General features: G+C 29.7%; 19 protein-coding genes and 1 pseudogene. 11 read left to right on the forward strand and 9 right to left on the reverse strand.

Going from position 1 to position 17,580, the window contains the following annotated elements; all coding sequences use genetic code 11:
* Positions 1–22 precede the first annotated feature (22 nt).
* From JJC03_RS04775 to thiL, 9 genes are all read left to right on the forward strand, one after another.
* Entirely contained in the window at positions 23–544 is a 522-nt protein-coding gene (locus JJC03_RS04775) for a tyrosine-type recombinase/integrase (RefSeq protein WP_235874093.1), read from the forward strand.
* A 90-nt stretch (positions 545–634) separates the two neighbouring features.
* Positions 635–1,360, forward strand: coding sequence for a hypothetical protein (locus tag JJC03_RS04780; RefSeq protein ID WP_235874088.1), 726 nt, complete (start codon positions 635–637; stop codon positions 1,358–1,360).
* A 1,569-nt stretch (positions 1,361–2,929) separates the two neighbouring features.
* Positions 2,930–3,598, forward strand: a complete 669-nt coding sequence (locus JJC03_RS04785; protein ID WP_235874113.1) for an RHS repeat-associated core domain-containing protein — start codon at positions 2,930–2,932, stop codon at positions 3,596–3,598.
* A gap of 307 nt (positions 3,599–3,905) precedes the next feature.
* Entirely contained in the window at positions 3,906–4,484 is a 579-nt protein-coding gene (locus tag JJC03_RS04790; protein ID WP_103715730.1) for a DUF6939 family protein, read from the forward strand.
* Positions 4,485–4,617: 133 nt separating this feature from the next.
* Positions 4,618–5,445 (forward strand): RHS repeat domain-containing protein, encoded by an 828-nt coding sequence (locus JJC03_RS04795; RefSeq protein WP_235874114.1) that lies wholly within the window; start codon positions 4,618–4,620, stop codon positions 5,443–5,445.
* 3 nt (positions 5,446–5,448) lie between these two features.
* Entirely contained in the window at positions 5,449–5,757 is a 309-nt protein-coding gene (locus JJC03_RS04800) for a hypothetical protein (RefSeq protein ID WP_235874115.1), read from the forward strand.
* Between the two features lie 218 nt (positions 5,758–5,975).
* Positions 5,976–6,305 (forward strand): hypothetical protein, encoded by a 330-nt coding sequence (locus JJC03_RS04805; RefSeq protein ID WP_258932585.1) that lies wholly within the window; start codon positions 5,976–5,978, stop codon positions 6,303–6,305.
* A gap of 18 nt (positions 6,306–6,323) precedes the next feature.
* A complete protein-coding gene (locus JJC03_RS04810; protein ID WP_088397429.1) occupies positions 6,324–6,656 on the forward strand; it encodes a hypothetical protein in 333 nt (110 codons plus the stop codon).
* A gap of 108 nt (positions 6,657–6,764) precedes the next feature.
* Positions 6,765–7,811 (forward strand): thiamine-phosphate kinase, encoded by a 1,047-nt coding sequence (gene thiL / locus JJC03_RS04815; protein ID WP_088397430.1) that lies wholly within the window; start codon positions 6,765–6,767, stop codon positions 7,809–7,811.
* 374 nt (positions 7,812–8,185) lie between these two features.
* Here the strand turns inward: thiL and JJC03_RS04820 are convergent.
* Both JJC03_RS04820 and JJC03_RS04825 read right to left on the reverse strand, forming a co-directional pair.
* A pseudogene (locus JJC03_RS04820) lies at positions 8,186–9,728 on the reverse strand (glycine--tRNA ligase).
* Between the two features lie 510 nt (positions 9,729–10,238).
* Entirely contained in the window at positions 10,239–10,523 is a 285-nt protein-coding gene (locus tag JJC03_RS04825; RefSeq protein WP_235874116.1) for a hypothetical protein, read from the reverse strand.
* 68 nt (positions 10,524–10,591) lie between these two features.
* Here JJC03_RS04825 and JJC03_RS04830 point away from each other — a divergent pair, with 68 nt between their 5' ends.
* On the forward strand, positions 10,592–11,275 hold the full coding sequence (locus tag JJC03_RS04830) for a ComF family protein (RefSeq protein WP_235819314.1): 684 nt from the start codon (positions 10,592–10,594) through the stop codon (positions 11,273–11,275).
* A gap of 87 nt (positions 11,276–11,362) precedes the next feature.
* Positions 11,363–12,961 carry an Ig-like domain-containing domain gene (locus tag JJC03_RS04835; protein ID WP_205729675.1) on the forward strand — a complete coding sequence of 533 codons (1,599 nt, stop codon included), beginning with the start codon at positions 11,363–11,365 and terminating at the stop codon, positions 12,959–12,961.
* Positions 12,962–13,171: 210 nt separating this feature from the next.
* Here the strand turns inward: JJC03_RS04835 and JJC03_RS04840 are convergent, their stop codons facing one another.
* The 7 genes from JJC03_RS04840 to JJC03_RS04865 all read right to left on the reverse strand — a co-directional run bounded on the left by JJC03_RS04840 (position 13,172) and on the right by JJC03_RS04865 (position 17,574).
* Positions 13,172–13,936, reverse strand: coding sequence for a nitrilase family protein (locus JJC03_RS04840; RefSeq protein WP_088444235.1), 765 nt, complete (start codon positions 13,934–13,936; stop codon positions 13,172–13,174).
* 23 nt (positions 13,937–13,959) lie between these two features.
* On the reverse strand, positions 13,960–14,427 hold the full coding sequence (locus tag JJC03_RS04845) for a polysaccharide deacetylase family protein (RefSeq protein ID WP_235874117.1): 468 nt from the start codon (positions 14,425–14,427) through the stop codon (positions 13,960–13,962).
* Positions 14,421–15,062, reverse strand: a complete 642-nt coding sequence (locus tag JJC03_RS04850; RefSeq protein WP_235874118.1) for a hypothetical protein — start codon at positions 15,060–15,062, stop codon at positions 14,421–14,423. Before JJC03_RS04850 ends, JJC03_RS04845 begins: the two co-directional genes overlap by 7 nt.
* Positions 15,063–15,065: 3 nt before the next feature.
* Positions 15,066–15,725 carry a tetratricopeptide repeat protein gene (locus JJC03_RS17385; protein ID WP_258932272.1) on the reverse strand — a complete coding sequence of 220 codons (660 nt, stop codon included), beginning with the start codon at positions 15,723–15,725 and terminating at the stop codon, positions 15,066–15,068.
* 247 nt (positions 15,726–15,972) lie between these two features.
* Positions 15,973–16,227, reverse strand: a complete 255-nt coding sequence (locus JJC03_RS17390; RefSeq protein ID WP_258932274.1) for a hypothetical protein — start codon at positions 16,225–16,227, stop codon at positions 15,973–15,975.
* Positions 16,228–16,264: 37 nt separating this feature from the next.
* Positions 16,265–16,828: a hypothetical protein gene (locus tag JJC03_RS04860; protein ID WP_088397437.1), complete on the reverse strand. Its 564-nt coding sequence runs from the start codon at positions 16,826–16,828 to the stop codon at positions 16,265–16,267.
* A 107-nt stretch (positions 16,829–16,935) separates the two neighbouring features.
* Positions 16,936–17,574 carry a hypothetical protein gene (locus JJC03_RS04865; protein ID WP_235874119.1) on the reverse strand — a complete coding sequence of 213 codons (639 nt, stop codon included), beginning with the start codon at positions 17,572–17,574 and terminating at the stop codon, positions 16,936–16,938.
* Positions 17,575–17,580 lie beyond the last annotated feature (6 nt).

Here is a 17,580-nt window from a genome sequence, read left to right on the forward strand (position 1 = left end):
TAATTACCCCGATAAGGGACATATGAGAGGACAGTTTGACCTTTATACAAAACGCAACAAAGTTATTTTAGGATTAGTTATTTATCAGGCATTAGATGCGGGAAGTATAGGAAATTTAAAAGTAAGCGACATCGATTTACAAAAAGCTATTATAAAAGTGCCATCAAAAACACAAGATTTATTTTACCCTCGAAATTTACCCTTAGAAGCCGTGCAAATAGTAGCCTTACAAGAATATATAGAAAACATCCGCCCTGCTATTGTAACCCTCTTGCAATTACAAAGCGATTATCTTTTTCCCTATGCCCTGCAAGAACGTTTTAAAATGGTGTTATTGAGTATAAAAAGGAAAATAAAAACCTATTACAAATTAGAAGATTTTAAAATAATAAGGCAAAGTAGGATTGCACACTGGCTCAAAATATATGATATAAGAACAGTACAATACAAAACAGGACATCGAAAATTACAAAGCTTTGATAAATACAAAAAAACTCAAATAGAATCCCTGCAAGATGCCATAGAAAAATACCACGTGTTTTAAGGTTAGAGTATCTTTAAATAATGTTAAAATCACTTTAGGCTATCTAAAAAATCAATTACATTTAGAGTGTTAAATTTTACAAATTAATATATGAGTACAACAGTAACCAGAAATTATGGTGGTAAAGATGTCGATATGCTTATCGCTTGTTCGACTTTAATTGAAAATGCAATCTTATACAAACGTCATTTGCAAGAAAAAAGAAAAACTTGGACAGATGAATTTTTCTCCAATCTACAAGACAAAATAAGTAAAGCTTTAGAGGAACATTTAGGGATCGACTCTGCAAAAGATTTAAGAAATGCTACCTCGTTTTTAGAAACAATACAAGTAATGGCAGAAAACGATTTAGCGGAAGTTAAAATACAAATCATTGAAGATTTTAAAAAAGACAGTGTTAGAAAATTAGAAATCTTAAATCAATTAGGCTTTTCTTCTTATAAAAAAGGCTCTCAAGAAGGATTAGTACAAATCTTATATCAGTTCAAAACAAACCTTACAGATGCTTTACGTGATGAATTATCAGCAAAAGGAATCGATGTAATAGTATTATACAATATAACCACTTATGCCGATAAACTAAAAGAAGCAAACGTTACACAAGAAACCTTTAAAGGAACTCGAAAAGTAATGACTCTTGAAGCAGTAACTCTTTTTAATGAAATCTACGATGATGTAATAAGCGTTGCTAAAATCTCAGCAAAATTATTTAAAGAAGAGCCTGTAAAAGCACAATTATTCAGTTATAGAAAAATACAAGCCACATTAAAAAACAAAAAGTTATCAGCGACACAGCCTGAACCAGCACAACAATAACACAGTTTTTACTAGATGTTATAAACTTTGTTTTAAGTGTTATAAATATATTTTAAAGTATTATAAATTTTGTTTTAAGCGTTATAAATATATTTTCAGGTGTTATAAACTTTGTTTTGAATCTTATAAATACATTTTTAGATATTATAAACTTTGTTTTGAATGTTATAAATACATTTTTAGATATTAGAAACTTTGTTTTATATGTTATAAATATATTTTAAGGTGTTATAAGTTCTGTTTTAAATGTTATAAATATATTTTAAGGTATTATAAGTTCTGTTTTAAATGTTATAAATATATTTTAAGGTGTTATAAATATGTTTTCAGGTGTTATAAATATGTTTTCAGGTGTTATAAATAAAGGCGGTTACTACCGCCTTTATTTATAATCTAAATTAAACCCAAAATTAATTAAAAGCGGTTTGCTTCGCAGTCGTTTTTGCGCCCACCCGTCCAACGCTCCCCAACCCTCCGCCGGTTTTTCCCCACCCTCATAGCCGTTGTTTTCCCCCGCAACAAGCCAGTAAAAAAAGGCTTTTTGTGTCATCCTGAGCTTGCGAAAGGACCTACCCTCGCACACAAAAAAGCCTTTTTTACTCGCTTGTTTTTCCCCAAACCAAAAAAACAACCGCTTCCCAACGCCACAACCGCCCCAAAGCTATATTTACATAATTGGCAGTTATAGTTCAATCCCTGCGGGTTCGCTTCGCCTTGAAAGCTATAACTGGCATTTATGTAAAATAGCCCCTCTCCAACGCGCCCACCCTCTGCCGACGCTTCTGCCACCGCACTAGGAAAGTAGTTATATTTTTAAAATTCTTTGTTTAAAAAACTTCACAAAAAGCCTGTGTACAGTGGTTCACAGTCTTATTTGCTCGTTTTTTTGCACAAAAATTTTAAAAAATTAGTTCCGCTTACTGCCGCCCTTCGGTTGCCTGCATATTTTTTTAAATCAAGTCGCACCACCCAACGCACCTCCTAAACTTGATTTAAAAAAATACGCACCAAATCACTAAAGAAACCAGCTCACTAAAGGCAAACACTCTAAGTCTGTTTTGTACTTGCTTTTTTTCACCAATAAAAAACCAATCAATTTTTTTTTCAGCTGAAATAAAATAACTATAGAGAGAATAAAGTACAGTTTTTAATATTACGTTTTTAGTTTTTAGTTCAAAAAACTTGTCCTATTTTAAAAATTAAGAATTACAGAATTTTGTAAAAGCCTTAAAAATAAGGCGTTAATTTCTAAGCAGCCGTTTTTGACGTTCAAAACCCTGCCGATATATTAATTTTTAAAAATAAAAATATGTTTATCGAAATTTTGAATTCTCCATTGTCAAAAATTTTATTGTTTATTATAGTAATGACAATAATATTAGCTCCATTAAAAAATGAGAAAATTAATTCTATTGGAAATTTTTTTGTGAAAATTTTACCAAGAATTACTTTCTGGCAAAAACGTAAATAATTAATTACTAGGTTATCTGAAATTCAGATAACCTAGTTTTTTTCAATTGAATTATCATTTTTTCAGCTGAAATAAAAAAATAGGTTATTTTTGAAACTATGAAACTGCTAAAACTATTATTAACGCTTTTATTATTAACTTCTTGGAGCAACTACGCGCGAAGCGTAGAAAAAAGTATTGTTATACGTGAAAGGCAAGTAGGAACAATTCAAAAGCTTAGTAGGCAAATCACTAAAAGTGAAGTAGATGCAACTCTTTACTATAACCGGTTTAGGTATTATGATCCGAGTACAGGACTGTATTTATCTCAAGACCCTATCGGACTCGAAGGCAACAACCCAACCATGTATGGGTATGTTCACGATTCGAATAGTTGGGTAGACATTTTTGGATTAATAGAAGTCTTTAGATTGTTAAGACCTGATGAAGATCCTACAAAAGGCCTAAATGCAAAAAAACCTGGAAGAGGAATGTCAACCCATGGTCACGTTTCTAGTGGTTCTAGAAATAAAGGCTCACAATTTATATCAACAAGTACAGATCCTTCGGCATTAGAAAAATGGAGAGAGCCAGGTCAAAGAATGGTTTCTTTTGACACCGATGATGTAGTTCCAGATGTTAAAGGAAATAAAAATATATTTGATATTTCTACCGTTGAAAAAGCGAAAGCAAATGGAGTTGGTGGACTTTCTGCCAAATTTTCAGCATCTTCCAAAGAAGTATTAGTAGAGGGACATGTTCCTGCAAATAAAATAAAATGCCATTAAAACCATGAATGAAAAAGAAGCAATAGAAATTGTATACAATTCTTTATTAAGTGATACATCCATACCTGCATCGATTAGAAATATGGATGGGGTTAATAAAATTCAATATGAGGAATTAAAAAAAAGTATTCTTTTTTAATAGATTATTATAAAGACAAGGATAATGTTCCTAAAAAATTAGCTCAATCGTTTGTTGATATTAGTAATTATTTTTTTGTTCCTAATTTAAAATATTCAGAAGAAGAACATGAAATATTTGAAGATTATGGTATAGAATTGTGTGAACTAGCTAATAAATTGTTTGATAATGAATAATCAAGTACTTATTGAAAGTAAGAAAAAAAAGATGGAAACATTAATTTCAAAGTATCCAAACTTTGAAATCATTGATATTACTTCAAATTCTCAGAATCCTTGGATAAAATTCAGCCCATTTTATCCATTAGGAAATATACCAATCCCCTTTAGTGAAAGTAAGTTTTCTAAAAGTGTAGAAGGGATTTGGCAAGGATTAAAAGTTTTTGAAAAATTCGATATTGATACTACTAAATTTGATATTGAAAATATGAAAAATATTAAAAGGACTATAAGAAAATATGGAAAGATAAAGGGGCACAAAAAAGGAGTAAATGGAAAAGAGATTTTAAATTATTCTGATTCAAAAAAAATGATTTATTTACCTTCTTATAAATGGGTGTTAGATAATAAGCTAAAAAATGAGATTAATGAACTAAAAAAAATTCTAGTTCATAAACCTATACTTCTTTTAGATTATGAAACTAGTGAAGATATTTTTTCTTTAAAACCGATCTCACACGCTTTTTTAGTTAAGCTATATTTAGAAGATAATTATCCTAATTGTTCCAACAAAACAAATGGGAATTAGAAAAGAAATTTAATTTCCTTTTGCAGTATCCACTACGTTTTAAAAAAGTTCTTTTACATATTGATTTTTTTGGGATGGAAACGTTCTTTTACATCAGTGGGAGTATAAAAAAGGGCAAGAAGCTCAAACCTCTGTGAATGATTTAGGAGAAGTTTATCTCAGCCAAAAAGAAGCTGTCGATGATTTAGTTACTTGGATCTATCAAGAAAGAACCTTTGTTCCCTCTGCCAAAATACAGGGAGAAGAACAATTTAGTATCATTTCTGACTACTTAGGAAGACCCGTACAATCTTATGACCAGCAAGGTAGATTAGTTTGGCAAACTGATTATGATATTTATGGAAAACTTCGTAATTTACAAGGAGAAAAAACGTTCATTCCTTTTAGACAACTCGGGCAATATGAAGATCCAGAATTAGACGGGCTTTATTACAATAGGTATCGTTGGTATGATTGTGAAACAGGAATATATATATGTCAAGACCCTATTGGTTTACTTGGAAATAACCCAACTTTTTATGGATATGTTTATGATTCCAATACGGAAACTGATCCTTTTGGGCTAATAATCGTTTATAGAGCTTTAAACGGGGCACAAGAAGCTTCTGCTAAAGCAGGCGAAGCAATACAACCAAAAAACATAAATTCTACACATACTATACAACAACATATAGATGATGGTAGTTTACAAACAAAATACATTTCAACAACTAAAAAGAAATCTACAGCTGATTTTTATGGAAAGCCAAATCCTAAAAGAGGAAAAATGAATCCTAGCACAATAATTGCAATAGATACTGATAAAATTAATCCATCAAAAGTACACGATGTTTCTGGAGGTATAAATCCACAAACAGGTAAAAAATTAGATATGCCTGCATTAAGATATGCTACTAAAGATGCTGAAGTGTTAATTGAAGGAGAAATACCAAAAGGTGCTTATAAAATAGTTTGTCATTAATATATGGAAGATATACTTAAAAATATTGAAACTGAAATATTGGAATATTACAATGCTTTTTTTGAAGATAATACGGATGACTACAATGAAAATAAGAGAATAAAAAATAAGCTAAAAGATTATATTTTAAATAATTTTTCAGATAATCAAAAAGTTCGAGAAGCTCTTTATTTATTAGCTAATCATACAGGTTGTGCAGAAGATTCAGAAATTGCTGAAGAAATACTAGATTATTTATTCGAAAATAAAATAATCACTCAAAATGAAATAGATTTTTTTTATTCAAATTCAAATTTAAAAAGATGGGAATAAAAAACCCTCGGCTGGTGCCAGCGTCTTCGCTGGTATCCAAAAAATAAATCAAAAAAGCTGTCATAAGGCAGCTTTTACACGTTCTTTTAATTTTTGGAAATATTTTATATTCTTGGGATGGCAACGTACTATTACACGAATTTGATTACAAGCTAGGAGAGCGACCAGCCCAAGCTTACAACGAGCAAGGCGAAATTGTTTGGAGTGCAGAATATGATATTTACGGAAAAATAACCAAGTTAAAAGGAGAAAAAACGTTCATTCCTTTTAGACAACTCGGGCAATATGAAGATCCAGAATTAGACGGGCTTTACTATAATCGATTTAGGTATTATGATGCGAGTACAGTACTGTATTTATCTCAAGACCTTATAATACCCCAAGATGCTTTAGAACATACCCCAATAGCTCAAGATAATCATAACGATGAACATATAAAAACCAGAACATATCGTGTTAAAGATAGAACTACCCAAAAGACAGATTCAGGAAGACCTTTTAAAATGTCTTTTAAACAACAACTCCTCATAAATATCATAAATCTTTAGAATAATTAATCAAGTCTTATGAAGACACGTAAAGAAGTTTTAGAATTAAAAAATCTAGGTGTTATGCCTAATCACGATGATGACATTCATCATTCAGTAATAGAAGATTTTGAAAATAAATTAAATTCAGTAGAAAAACCATTAAATAAAAAAGAAGCTGAATTATTAATAACTCTTTTTCCTAAAGAAAGTTGTTTTGGTTTAGAATGGACACTTTTACATTTAATAGAATCTCTTTTTAATCAAATAAATTTAGATGATTATGAAAAACTAGTTTCTAAATGTAATAGTAATGAATGGCGTGATTTATTAGAGTATAGAGTACAAAATTGGAAAAATCAGATAAAATAAAAATTACAACTTTTAAAACAACGCAAAAAACACTTTATTTTTTACATATAATCTATTACTTCCGGATTCGCTTTTAGTTTGTACCTTTGTTTTGTAAATTAAAAAGTTATGATTGAAGATAAAATGTCTCAAAGGACAAGTGTAAGTCAATTAGGAGAATTTGGATTAATAGACCATTTGACCCAACATTTTGAAATTACCAACCCGTCTACTTTAAAAGGAATTGGAGATGATGCAGCTGTGTTGAATTTTGGTTCTAAACAAACAGTGGTTTCAACTGATTTATTAATTGAAGGAGTTCATTTTGATTTAGCCTATATGCCCCTAAAACATCTTGGTTACAAATCCGTAATAGTTAATTTATCTGATATTTACGCCATGAATGCAAAGGCTACTCAAATTACAGTATCCATTGCTATATCCAATCGCTTTAGTTTAGAAGCATTAGAAGAATTATACGCGGGCATTTCTTTAGCAGCTAAACAATACGGAGTAGATGTGATAGGAGGCGATACAACTTCATCTCAAAAAGGACTAATTATATCTATAACAGCCCTAGGTGAAGCAGAAGAAAAGGAAATTGTATACAGAAATGGAGCCAATGCAAATGATTTACTCATTGTATCAGGCGACTTAGGAGCTGCTTATATGGGGCTACAAGTACTAGAAAGAGAAAAACAAGTTTTTTTAGTAAATCCTAATAACCAACCAGACTTAGACGAATATGCTTATTTAGTAGAACGTCAATTAAAACCAGAAGCAAGAAAAGATATTCCTGAAATTTTAAAAGCATTAGGTATACAACCAACTTCCATGATTGATATTTCAGACGGCTTATCTTCTGAAATTTTACACCTATGCAAACAATCACAAGTTGGTTGTAATTTATTTGAAGAAAAACTACCATTAGATCCACAATTTATTAATGTATGTGAAGAATTTAATATAGATAGCACTACAATAGCATTAAATGGTGGTGAAGACTATGAATTATTATTTACCATCAAAATGGATGATTATGATAAATTAAAAGGAAATCCACACTTTACGGTCATAGGTCATATGGTTCCTAAAGAAGAAGGGATACACTTAGTGACACGTGCTAATACAAAAATTGAATTAAAAGCTAGAGGATGGAATGCCTTATCTGAATAAACTATTGTGATACCATTAAAAAGACTGTCTAACATAATAAAATCAGATCCTTTTTAGACAATCTTTTTTAAAATCAAACAATTAAAAATCAATTTTCTACTTCTTAAAAAATTAAAAGATAGAAAGAAGTAAAGAATAAACACAAGAGTATTTCAGTCTATTTAAAAAAAAAAAAAGCGTTTTAATAATAAATTCCCCCTTTATTGGAATAATTTCAATAGAAGGGGGAATTTGATTATATTATGTTCCTCTCGTTTAATTTAAAGTAGTTGTATACGTTTATTTTTTGAATAAATAAACCTAAAAACACAATAAAAGGTAAGAGGCAACTATCTGGATGGGTTCTTAAAAACTAACATTCAAAAACTTAACACCTATTTCATTTTAAATAGCCAGTTACGCATTGAAACTTCATTACTAATAATGTTTTTCAAATCTGCAATTGCTACACGATCTTGCGCCATAGAGTCACGATGACGTATTGTAACAGTTTTGTCTTCTAATGTTTGATGATCAACAGTGATACAGAAAGGAGTTCCTAAAGCATCTTGACGGCGATAACGACGACCTACTGCATCTTTTTCATCATAAGCCACATTAAATTCCCATTTTAAGTCTTCAATAATTTCTTTTGCTAACTCTGGCAAACCATCTTTTTTAACTAAAGGTAAAACGGCTGCTTTTGTAGGTGCAAGGACAGAAGGTAAACGCAAAACAGTACGTGTAGATCCATCTTCTAATGTTTCTTCTTGTAACGATTTTGAAAAAACAGCTAAAAACATTCTGTCTAAACCTACAGAAGTTTCTACAACATATGGTACATAACTTGCATTTTCTTCGTTATCAAAATACTGTAATTTTTTTCCTGAATGTTGTTCATGTGCTTTTAAATCAAAATCCGTGCGAGAATGAATTCCTTCTAACTCTTTAAAACCAAAAGGGAAATTAAATTCAATATCACAAGCCGCATTAGCATAATGGGCTAATTTTTCATGATCATGATAACGATAATTTTCAGCTCCTAATCCTAAAGACTTATGCCATTTTAAACGAGTTTCTTTCCAGTATTCATACCATTTCATTTCCTCACCTGGCTTCACAAAAAATTGCATTTCCATTTGTTCAAACTCACGCATACGGAAAATAAATTGGCGTGCTACAATTTCATTACGAAATGCTTTACCTGTCTGAGCAATACCAAAAGGTACTTTCATTCGTCCTGTTTTCTGAACGTTTAAAAAATTCACAAAAATTCCTTGTGCTGTTTCTGGACGTAAATATAAATCCATAGCGGTATCAGCTGAAGCACCTAATTTAGTTCCGAACATTAGATTGAACTGACGTACTTCAGTCCAATTTTTTGAACCAGATTCAGGACAAGCAATTCCTAATTCTTCTATTAAAGCTTTAACATCAGCTAAATCTCCTGTATCTAAACCACGAGCCATACGCTCTAAGATTTCTTTTTCTTAGATAAATATTCAATTACTCTAGGATTAGTTGCTACAAACTGAGCTTCATCAAAAGCTTCTCCAAAACGAGATTTAGCTTTTTCAATTTCTTTCTGAGCTTTCTGATTTAATTTTTCGCAATAGTCTTCAATTAAAACATCTGCACGATATCTTTTTTTAGAATCTTTGTTATCAATCAACGGATCATTAAAAGCATCTACGTGACCTGAAGCTTTCCAAGTGGTTGGATGCATAAAAATAGCAGCATCTATCCCTACAATATTTTCGTGCATTTGTACCATTGATTTCCACCAATAGTCACGAATATTCTTTTTAATTCTACCCCGTTTTGAGCATAATCATATACAGCGCTCAAACCATCATAAATTTCGCTAGACGGAAATATAAATCCGTATTCTTTTGCATGCGAAATAACATTTTTAAATAAATCGTCTTGTTTTGCCATAGTATTGCAAAAATAAAAAAACGGATTTAAAAAATCCGTTTTCTCCCCTTATATAATCAACAATTTTAAAAAAGTTATCTAAGTATAAACTCCACATCACCAATCAGATCACTCCCTTAATAAGCATTGTGTTATGATATCATTTAATATTTTTATCTTATCTTAGGCGATACAGAGATATAAACTTATCTAACCTTCATTGTATAAACTCAATTATTTAACTAAACTCCATTGGACTGATTAATTTAGTTTTCCTTTAAAAAAAGAAAAAACTAAAGAATTATTACCTTATTATACTATTAAACCTTTTGCTTATAAAAGATTGTTCTGTATAATTAGCACCTCATTGGCTCCTATTTTAAATTACCATTTCAGGTAAAAATAGCGCAAATAACTCTCTAATTTTTACTTAACTTATCATCAAAAATTCTCAATAAAAACTAACTTTCCATTCTACTCATTTATGATATATACGCTATAGCATAAAATACCCTTAACAAGTTAATAAAATTAGTATTTACTAGAATTAGGTGATTTCTTCTTTACTTTCACCAGTTCTTTTTGAAGTTTTACTTGTTTATCAACTAACTCTTTGTTCTTCCTTACTTCTGCATCAAATCGAAATAATATTTCACTTAAATCATTAGTATAAGTTGTCCTATCTAAAACTTTTTCTTCTTGAAGTTTTATATTTTCTTCGACAACTTGATAACATTTAACACTCAACGAAACTGTTATAGAAAGTAGTGCTACAGAAACCATTTTATAAGCTGTTAATGAATCCCTTAACAACATTCTAATTTCACTTTGTTACTAATCAAATGTATTTTAATAATTTTATTACAGAAAAAAAAATCGACGAAATGCTAAAAAAACTGATTAATTTATTTTTCCCTGATTTGTGTTTAGGATGCCAAAATTTATTAGGCTATAAAGAAGAAACGATATGTATTAAATGTAGACATGAATTACCTCTAACCTATCAGTGGACAAAAAAAAGTAATGAAGCATCTATTAAATTTTTCGGAAGAATAGACGTTGAACATGTTTCTGCCTTGTTTTATTATCATAAAGAAGGAATAGGTCAACAACTAATCCATAATCTAAAATACAAAGGCCATGTTGAAATAGGAAAATTATTAGGCAAATGGCATGCTGAACACCTCAAAAGTCTTTCTGTTTTTAAAAACATAAACTACATAATTCCAGTCCCCTTACATCCTAAAAAACTTAAAGAAAGAGGATACAATCAAATTGACACCTACTGTGAAAGCTTATCAGAAATGCTAAAAATTCCAATTAACAAAAACATATTATTTCGAGAAGAATACGGAATAAGTCAATCTAAGAAAAAACGAGCCGAACGTAATACCCTTAAAACAAACGATTTTATAAGTAAACTCGAAAAACTGGATCAACCAGTCCATTTTCTTCTTGTAGATGATGTTTTGACTACAGGAGCCACACTAGAAGCATGTGCTAAAGTATTACAACAATCTGATAAAATAAAAATCAGTATAGTAACTATGGCCTTTTCACAATCTTAAATAAATGTTGTTATTTTGTAGTTCTAATAAATTTAATACCCAGCCGTTATAGATATTGATTATCTAATGAGCATAAAATTAATCCCAATGAAAAATAAATCTTTTATTTTATTATTACTCTTTACTTTAAGCCTAATCAGTTGTGCTAAAAGAGGCTCAATAACAGGAGGCGATAAAGATATAACTCCTCCTAAAACAATTAGTAGTTATCCAAAAAATTTCTCAACGGATTTTAAGGAAAAAACCATCCGAATTACTTTTGATGAATACATAAAAATTAATGATTTACAAAAAAACTTGATTATATCACCTCCTTTAAAAAACCAACCTAATATTCAACCACAAGGGGGTGTAAGCAAACAATTAATAATAAAATTCAACGAAGAATTAATACCCAATACTACCTATAGTTTTAATTTTGGTGAAAGTATTGTAGATAATAACGAAGGAAACAAATTAAAGAATTTTAAGTATGTTTTTTCAACTGGAAAAGATTTAGATTCATTATCTATACAAGGTATTATAAAAGATGCTTATGAAAAAAAGACTCCAGACTTTGTAAATGTAATGTTATACGAAGTAAATGAAAAATATAATGATTCAACGATTTACAAAGAAACACCTCGCTATATTACTAATACTTTAGACAGTAGTACAACATTCAAAATTGAAAATATTAAAGCTGGAAAATACAAATTAATAGCTCTGAAAGAGGGAATTTCTAATTATAAATACGACCCTAAAAAGGATAAGATAGGTTTTTACGATCAAGTAATTAACATACCTGATAAATCTATTTTTGAATTAGAGTTATACAAAGAACAACCAAAATTTAAATCTAAAAGACCTGTACAAGCCTCTGCTAATAAAATTTCATTAGGCTATGAAGGAAATGCGCAAAACTTACAAATTAAAGCACTACAAAAAGGTCATGAGATACCTATTCGTATTTCAAAAATTCAAGATAAAGATTCATTATATATTTGGACACCTTACATAAAAAATGATTCCATTAAATTAGAATTATTAAAAGACAAATACCAAGAACATTATACTGTAAAGTTTAAAGAATTCAAAAAAGATACTTTATCTCTTAACGCTAAAATAAATTATTTACACTTAAAAGAAAATCTTATACTTAACTCATCAACTCCTATTGAAAAATGGGATGTTAATAAAATTATATTAAGTAAAGGAGACAAAACAAAGGTTCCTTTCAAAGCAAAATATAAAGATTATACCCAAAGTTTTGAATTAGATTTTGAAAAAAATGAAAATGAAAAATACCATTTAAATTTATTACCAGACGCGATAGAAGATTATATTGGGAATAAAAATAAAGATACTCTAAAATTCAATTTTTCAACCAAAAAATTAGAAGACTATGGTAATCTAAAAATACGACTTAAAAATAAAAAAAACAGCCCCCTTATTGTAGAGCTTACAAATCAGAAAGGGAAAGTGATGTATAAACAATTGATTAGCCCAACAACTAATGATGTAGATTTTCTCCTGATAGATCCTGAAAAGTACTATGTTAGAATTATTTACGATCTAAATAATAACGGGCAATGGGATAGCGGCTCCTTTTTAGAAAACAAACAACCAGAAGAGGTTTTTCAGTTCCCAACAGCTCTTGATGTTCGAGCAAATTGGGATGTAAATCAGGAAATTGATTTAAAATAACAAAAGATTTATCCAATTTCTTTTAAATTATGAGGCCGTCCAAAAAGTCCGCAATCTTTCATTTCGACCAAAGGAAGAAATCGCATAGTACTGATTATGAAACTCCTACTTACGTAGGAGTAACAAACTGTGTGTTGATTTTTTACTTTTAGGACAGCCTCAACAGTTTATATTTCAGTTTTAAAATATTATTTTAATCTTTATCACCCTCTAAAATAAGTGAAAGGAATCTTTATCATTTAAAAAATTTAATCGCTTACGCGTTTCGATCAGTTCTTTTTTATCTAAGGCAATTATTTTAACTACTTCCTCTTCAAAAGGAGAAATCACATAATTACCCAAATAATCTACAATTTGAGAATGTCCTACATAATTTAGCTGATTATCATCCATCCCTACTCGATTAACACCAATAACATATGCTAAGTTTTCTACTGCTCGTGCACGTAATAATATATCCCAGGCATTAACTCTTGGTTCTGGCCAACTTGCTACATAAATTATCATATCATAATCTTCTAAATTACGCACGAAGACAGGAAAACGTAAATCATAACATATTTGCAAACAAATCTTCCAATTATTATACTCTACAATTACTTTTTCTTGTCCTGATGTAAAAACAACTTCTTCCTTTGCTAAAGTAAATAAATGTCTTTTATCATATTTTTGAATCTTTCCATTTGGAAAAACAAAAATCATACGATTATAATACTTTCCATTTTCAGTTATAATTAAACTTCCTGTTATGGCCGTATTTTTGCTTTTTGCTAAAGAAACCATCCAAGTAATTGTTTTACCATCCATAGTTTCGGCAACTGTTGATGGATTCATCGTAAAACCTGTAGTAAACATTTCTGGTAAAACAATCAAATCAACTTTTTCCTTAATTAAATTAATTTTTTGTTCAAAATTAAGCCTATTTAAACTAGGGTTTTCCCAAACTAAATCAGGTTGAATAATGGCTATTTTCATTTTTATAAAATTTCATTACTATATTATCTAAAATCAGATTTATTAGGATCTACCCAATTAATTTGTGCTTCTTTAAAATAATTATAGATTAAAGGAACTGCTTTATATGCTTTTGGATGTACATCATGAAATAACAAAATCCCTTTACGCCATAACAGCATAAGGGTAATTTGTCTATCTGCAATCTCATTTACAGTTATAGTACTATTCCAATCTTGTGAATCTAAATTCCATAACATTACTTTAGAATTAATGGTTTTTAAATAATGAATCACCTTTTTATTTCTTTGACCATAAGGCGGCCTAAAATAAATCATTTTAGTATTAGAATTTCTTTTTATCAACTCATCTGTATCATCTATCGATTTTTGCCAATTCTCATATGATTGATGTGATTGATGCTCCCATCCATGAGAACCCACAAGATGTCCTTTATATAAATCATTAAATATTGATTTAGAAAGTCTTTTTTGAAGACTTTGACCTAGCACAAAAAAATTCCTTTTAAATTATTTTCTTCAAGCATTTGAATCGTCTTATCTGTATTACCATTAACAGTCGTTGGACCATCATCAAAAGATAATAAAAACTGTTTTTGCCCTAGATAATTTCCTGTAATTTCTAATTCATCTAATACTTCTATTTCACTCGTTATTCTTGGAAATAATGCAGCTAGTCTATACAATTCTTGTAAATATAATGTATAAAATTCATGTGACTTCACATACCATTTAATTAAACTAGTTGGTATTTTCTTTTCTAATTGGTAATTTTTCAAATAATTCCAATCTATATTTTTTTTAACTGAAACATATTTAGAAAGTGATTCATCTGAAAGGTCTCTAAAATTATTTAATAGTATATTTTGTGTTTTACGCTCCCACTCATGAACAGAGAATTCATTAAAGCTTTTAGTTTTAATACGATTCTTTAAAACATCAATATCTTCGTTTATAAATTCATTTAACGTTTGAGAAAATACAAGCATTTCCATTTTTGAGGCAACATCAAAATCAGTTTTTGAATGTATTTGATAGGGCCAAACACTTCTATTAATCTTAGCAACTTTTATTTGAGCTAAAGAGGTTAAATTAATACATAACAATATAATATAAATTTTTTTCATTAGTTAATTTTTTGCGGAAACTCTAGCAATTCCTTTGTCATAAGCAGGATTATCATTATATGATTTTGCTAATTTATAATAATTTAAAGCTTCATTCCATTTTGATTTAGCTTCATAAATTCTTGCTATATTGTAATATGAACTTGCTTTTATTATATGAGCCTTTATACCATTAGCTAATTCAATTGCCTTTCTATTTGCCCACAATGCTTCCGCTTCTCTTCCTAATTTTTGAAAAGAGAGACCTAAATTACTATATGCTTGACCATTTCTAGGATTAGCATCTATGGCGGCTATATATAAATTTACAGAACCTTCTAAATCTCCGCTATGATAAGTTAATTCTCCCTTTTTGTTCAATTCTTTTGATTCTTGAATACTCAACTGATCCACCTCATAGACCGTATCTGTTGGACGATATTCTCGTAAAATAGCACGAACAGCCTCCCAAGAATTAGCATATTTATAATCATCTACATCCACTAAATTTCCTGTTTCATCAATTAAAAATGGAATCCAAACAGTTCCTTTTCTATTACGTTGTGGTTTATAAGTTCTTACTAATGTATTTCCTATATACACATATACTTTAGCGTTACTTATAGAAGATAAAACGGAATTATTTGATTGGTCTTTATCAGAAAAATTATGTATAGCATACACATACTTCTTACCCTCCTGCTTTTTAGTTATAGTAATAGTTTCTGGTCCGTAGCTATCTATATCATCTACATCTAAATTAGCATTAATAGCATCTTTTTATAATAACAAACATAACCTCCTTGATAAGAAAGATGAGAGTCTAAATCACTAGGAAATGTACCCCAATTTAATACTATTCGCATCCCATCCAGTTCTTGCATAATTGGACTTATTGCATAGGTTAACCCACCACAAGAACATTTAGAAACTAAAGTAGAGTAACCTTCTTTTTAATAATAATGGTTAGATCTGTATTATCTTGATATTCGGCTGGTATACTGACTTTCCCACTAGCATTAGTATACAGAGGAATAGATGGTTCACCATTCTTTTGAAAAATGACTTGTGCATTAGGAATTACTTTATCTTTTACAACAGCACTTAATACTAATATTTCTTTAGGATTTTGTGAAAAAACGATTGATGTAGTAAAGAAGAAAATCAAAAGAAGTACTTTTTTCATCTTGTATAGTTTATTTAAATTGTTTGATTTCATTTAGTCATTTCTTATCTAGTTCATCCCAAAACGCAACAAGATTAGTTTTGATGTTTTCAGGCAGTTTAGCCATCTTTTCATCAAAGTTGGTTTTAGTAAAATCAGAGTCAGCAGTAGTCCATAGTTTATACGCTTCATTTTTATAAATGATAAGCCCCCATACTTTTTGCAATGGACTTTCTGGACCTGATTCATTTTCATCTATTACAAGTAACATTTCCATATTTCCATCTTTATCAATATCGCTATATTTCATTCTGTTATTTACAAAGGCGAGCGACTTGTTTATAGGATGCGAAAAATTAGTTGCAAAGGTTTTTTCATAACCCTGATTGGTCTTTGTGAATTTTTCAATATAAAGCTCATCTGTTGCTGCTCCAGATTTATTTTTTGACACAACTAAAAAATTTTCAGTCAGCTTATCATTTAAACCGATAGCATACATTTTACGATCGCCTTGAAAAGGAAGATCATTCTTGGTCAAATTTTGGGTAAAACCACTCACTATTGTGGATACTTGAGCATTTAAGGAACTAGCAAATAAAAAGGCAACTATTAGTATTTTCATATGTGTAAAATTTATTTGTTATAAGTCACATATGGTATCGCTTTTATTCATAGGTGTTTGCATACGCAAACTTCTAGTTTATGGCGATTTCATATTGATGATGATTATTAATTTTGCATTAGTAATTCAATGGGATTTACTTCCTCAAACTTTAGTTTTAAAGACTTCTTCTGTATATTTTCCGTTTCTGTGGGCATATCATCTTCCATAGTGTTCGTATTTTCAATCACGTATTTACCCCTAAGAACATCATAATTAACAACTGTTTGACCTCCAGCTCCTTGATCAAAACTATGTATAGATGCTAAAAATAAGTTTTCGTTAACCAATTCATAAACATAAGTATAACTCCCAGCGGCTCCCATACCTGAAACGTCTATGCTCAATTTATGATCTTTTATCTGTATATATTCATATTCGAAATTTTTATTCTCACCATCGATATATTCTAATGGAAAAGCTACATCAGATTTAGCCATGAGTCTTATACTTTTATCTTTATTCCCTAAAAAAACTAAAGTTGGTCTAGGCGAAGTAAAATCTTCAACATGTTTAAGAACACAAACATAATCGGGAATTTTATCTTGATTCAAATCTCCTTCTGCATCATATTGTATCTCATACCCATCTGGAATAAATTTTTGTAAATCTTTTAAAGTAGGCTTAAACACCTCTTCTTTTTTGGTTTTTTTTGAACTTTTAGTTGCAGTTACCTCTTTTGCTGTTTGTTCAATTTCTTTTTGCAACCGAAT

Origin of the sequence: Flavobacterium oreochromis, assembly GCF_019565455.1 — a bacterium.
Lineage (GTDB): Bacteria > Bacteroidota > Bacteroidia > Flavobacteriales > Flavobacteriaceae > Flavobacterium > Flavobacterium oreochromis.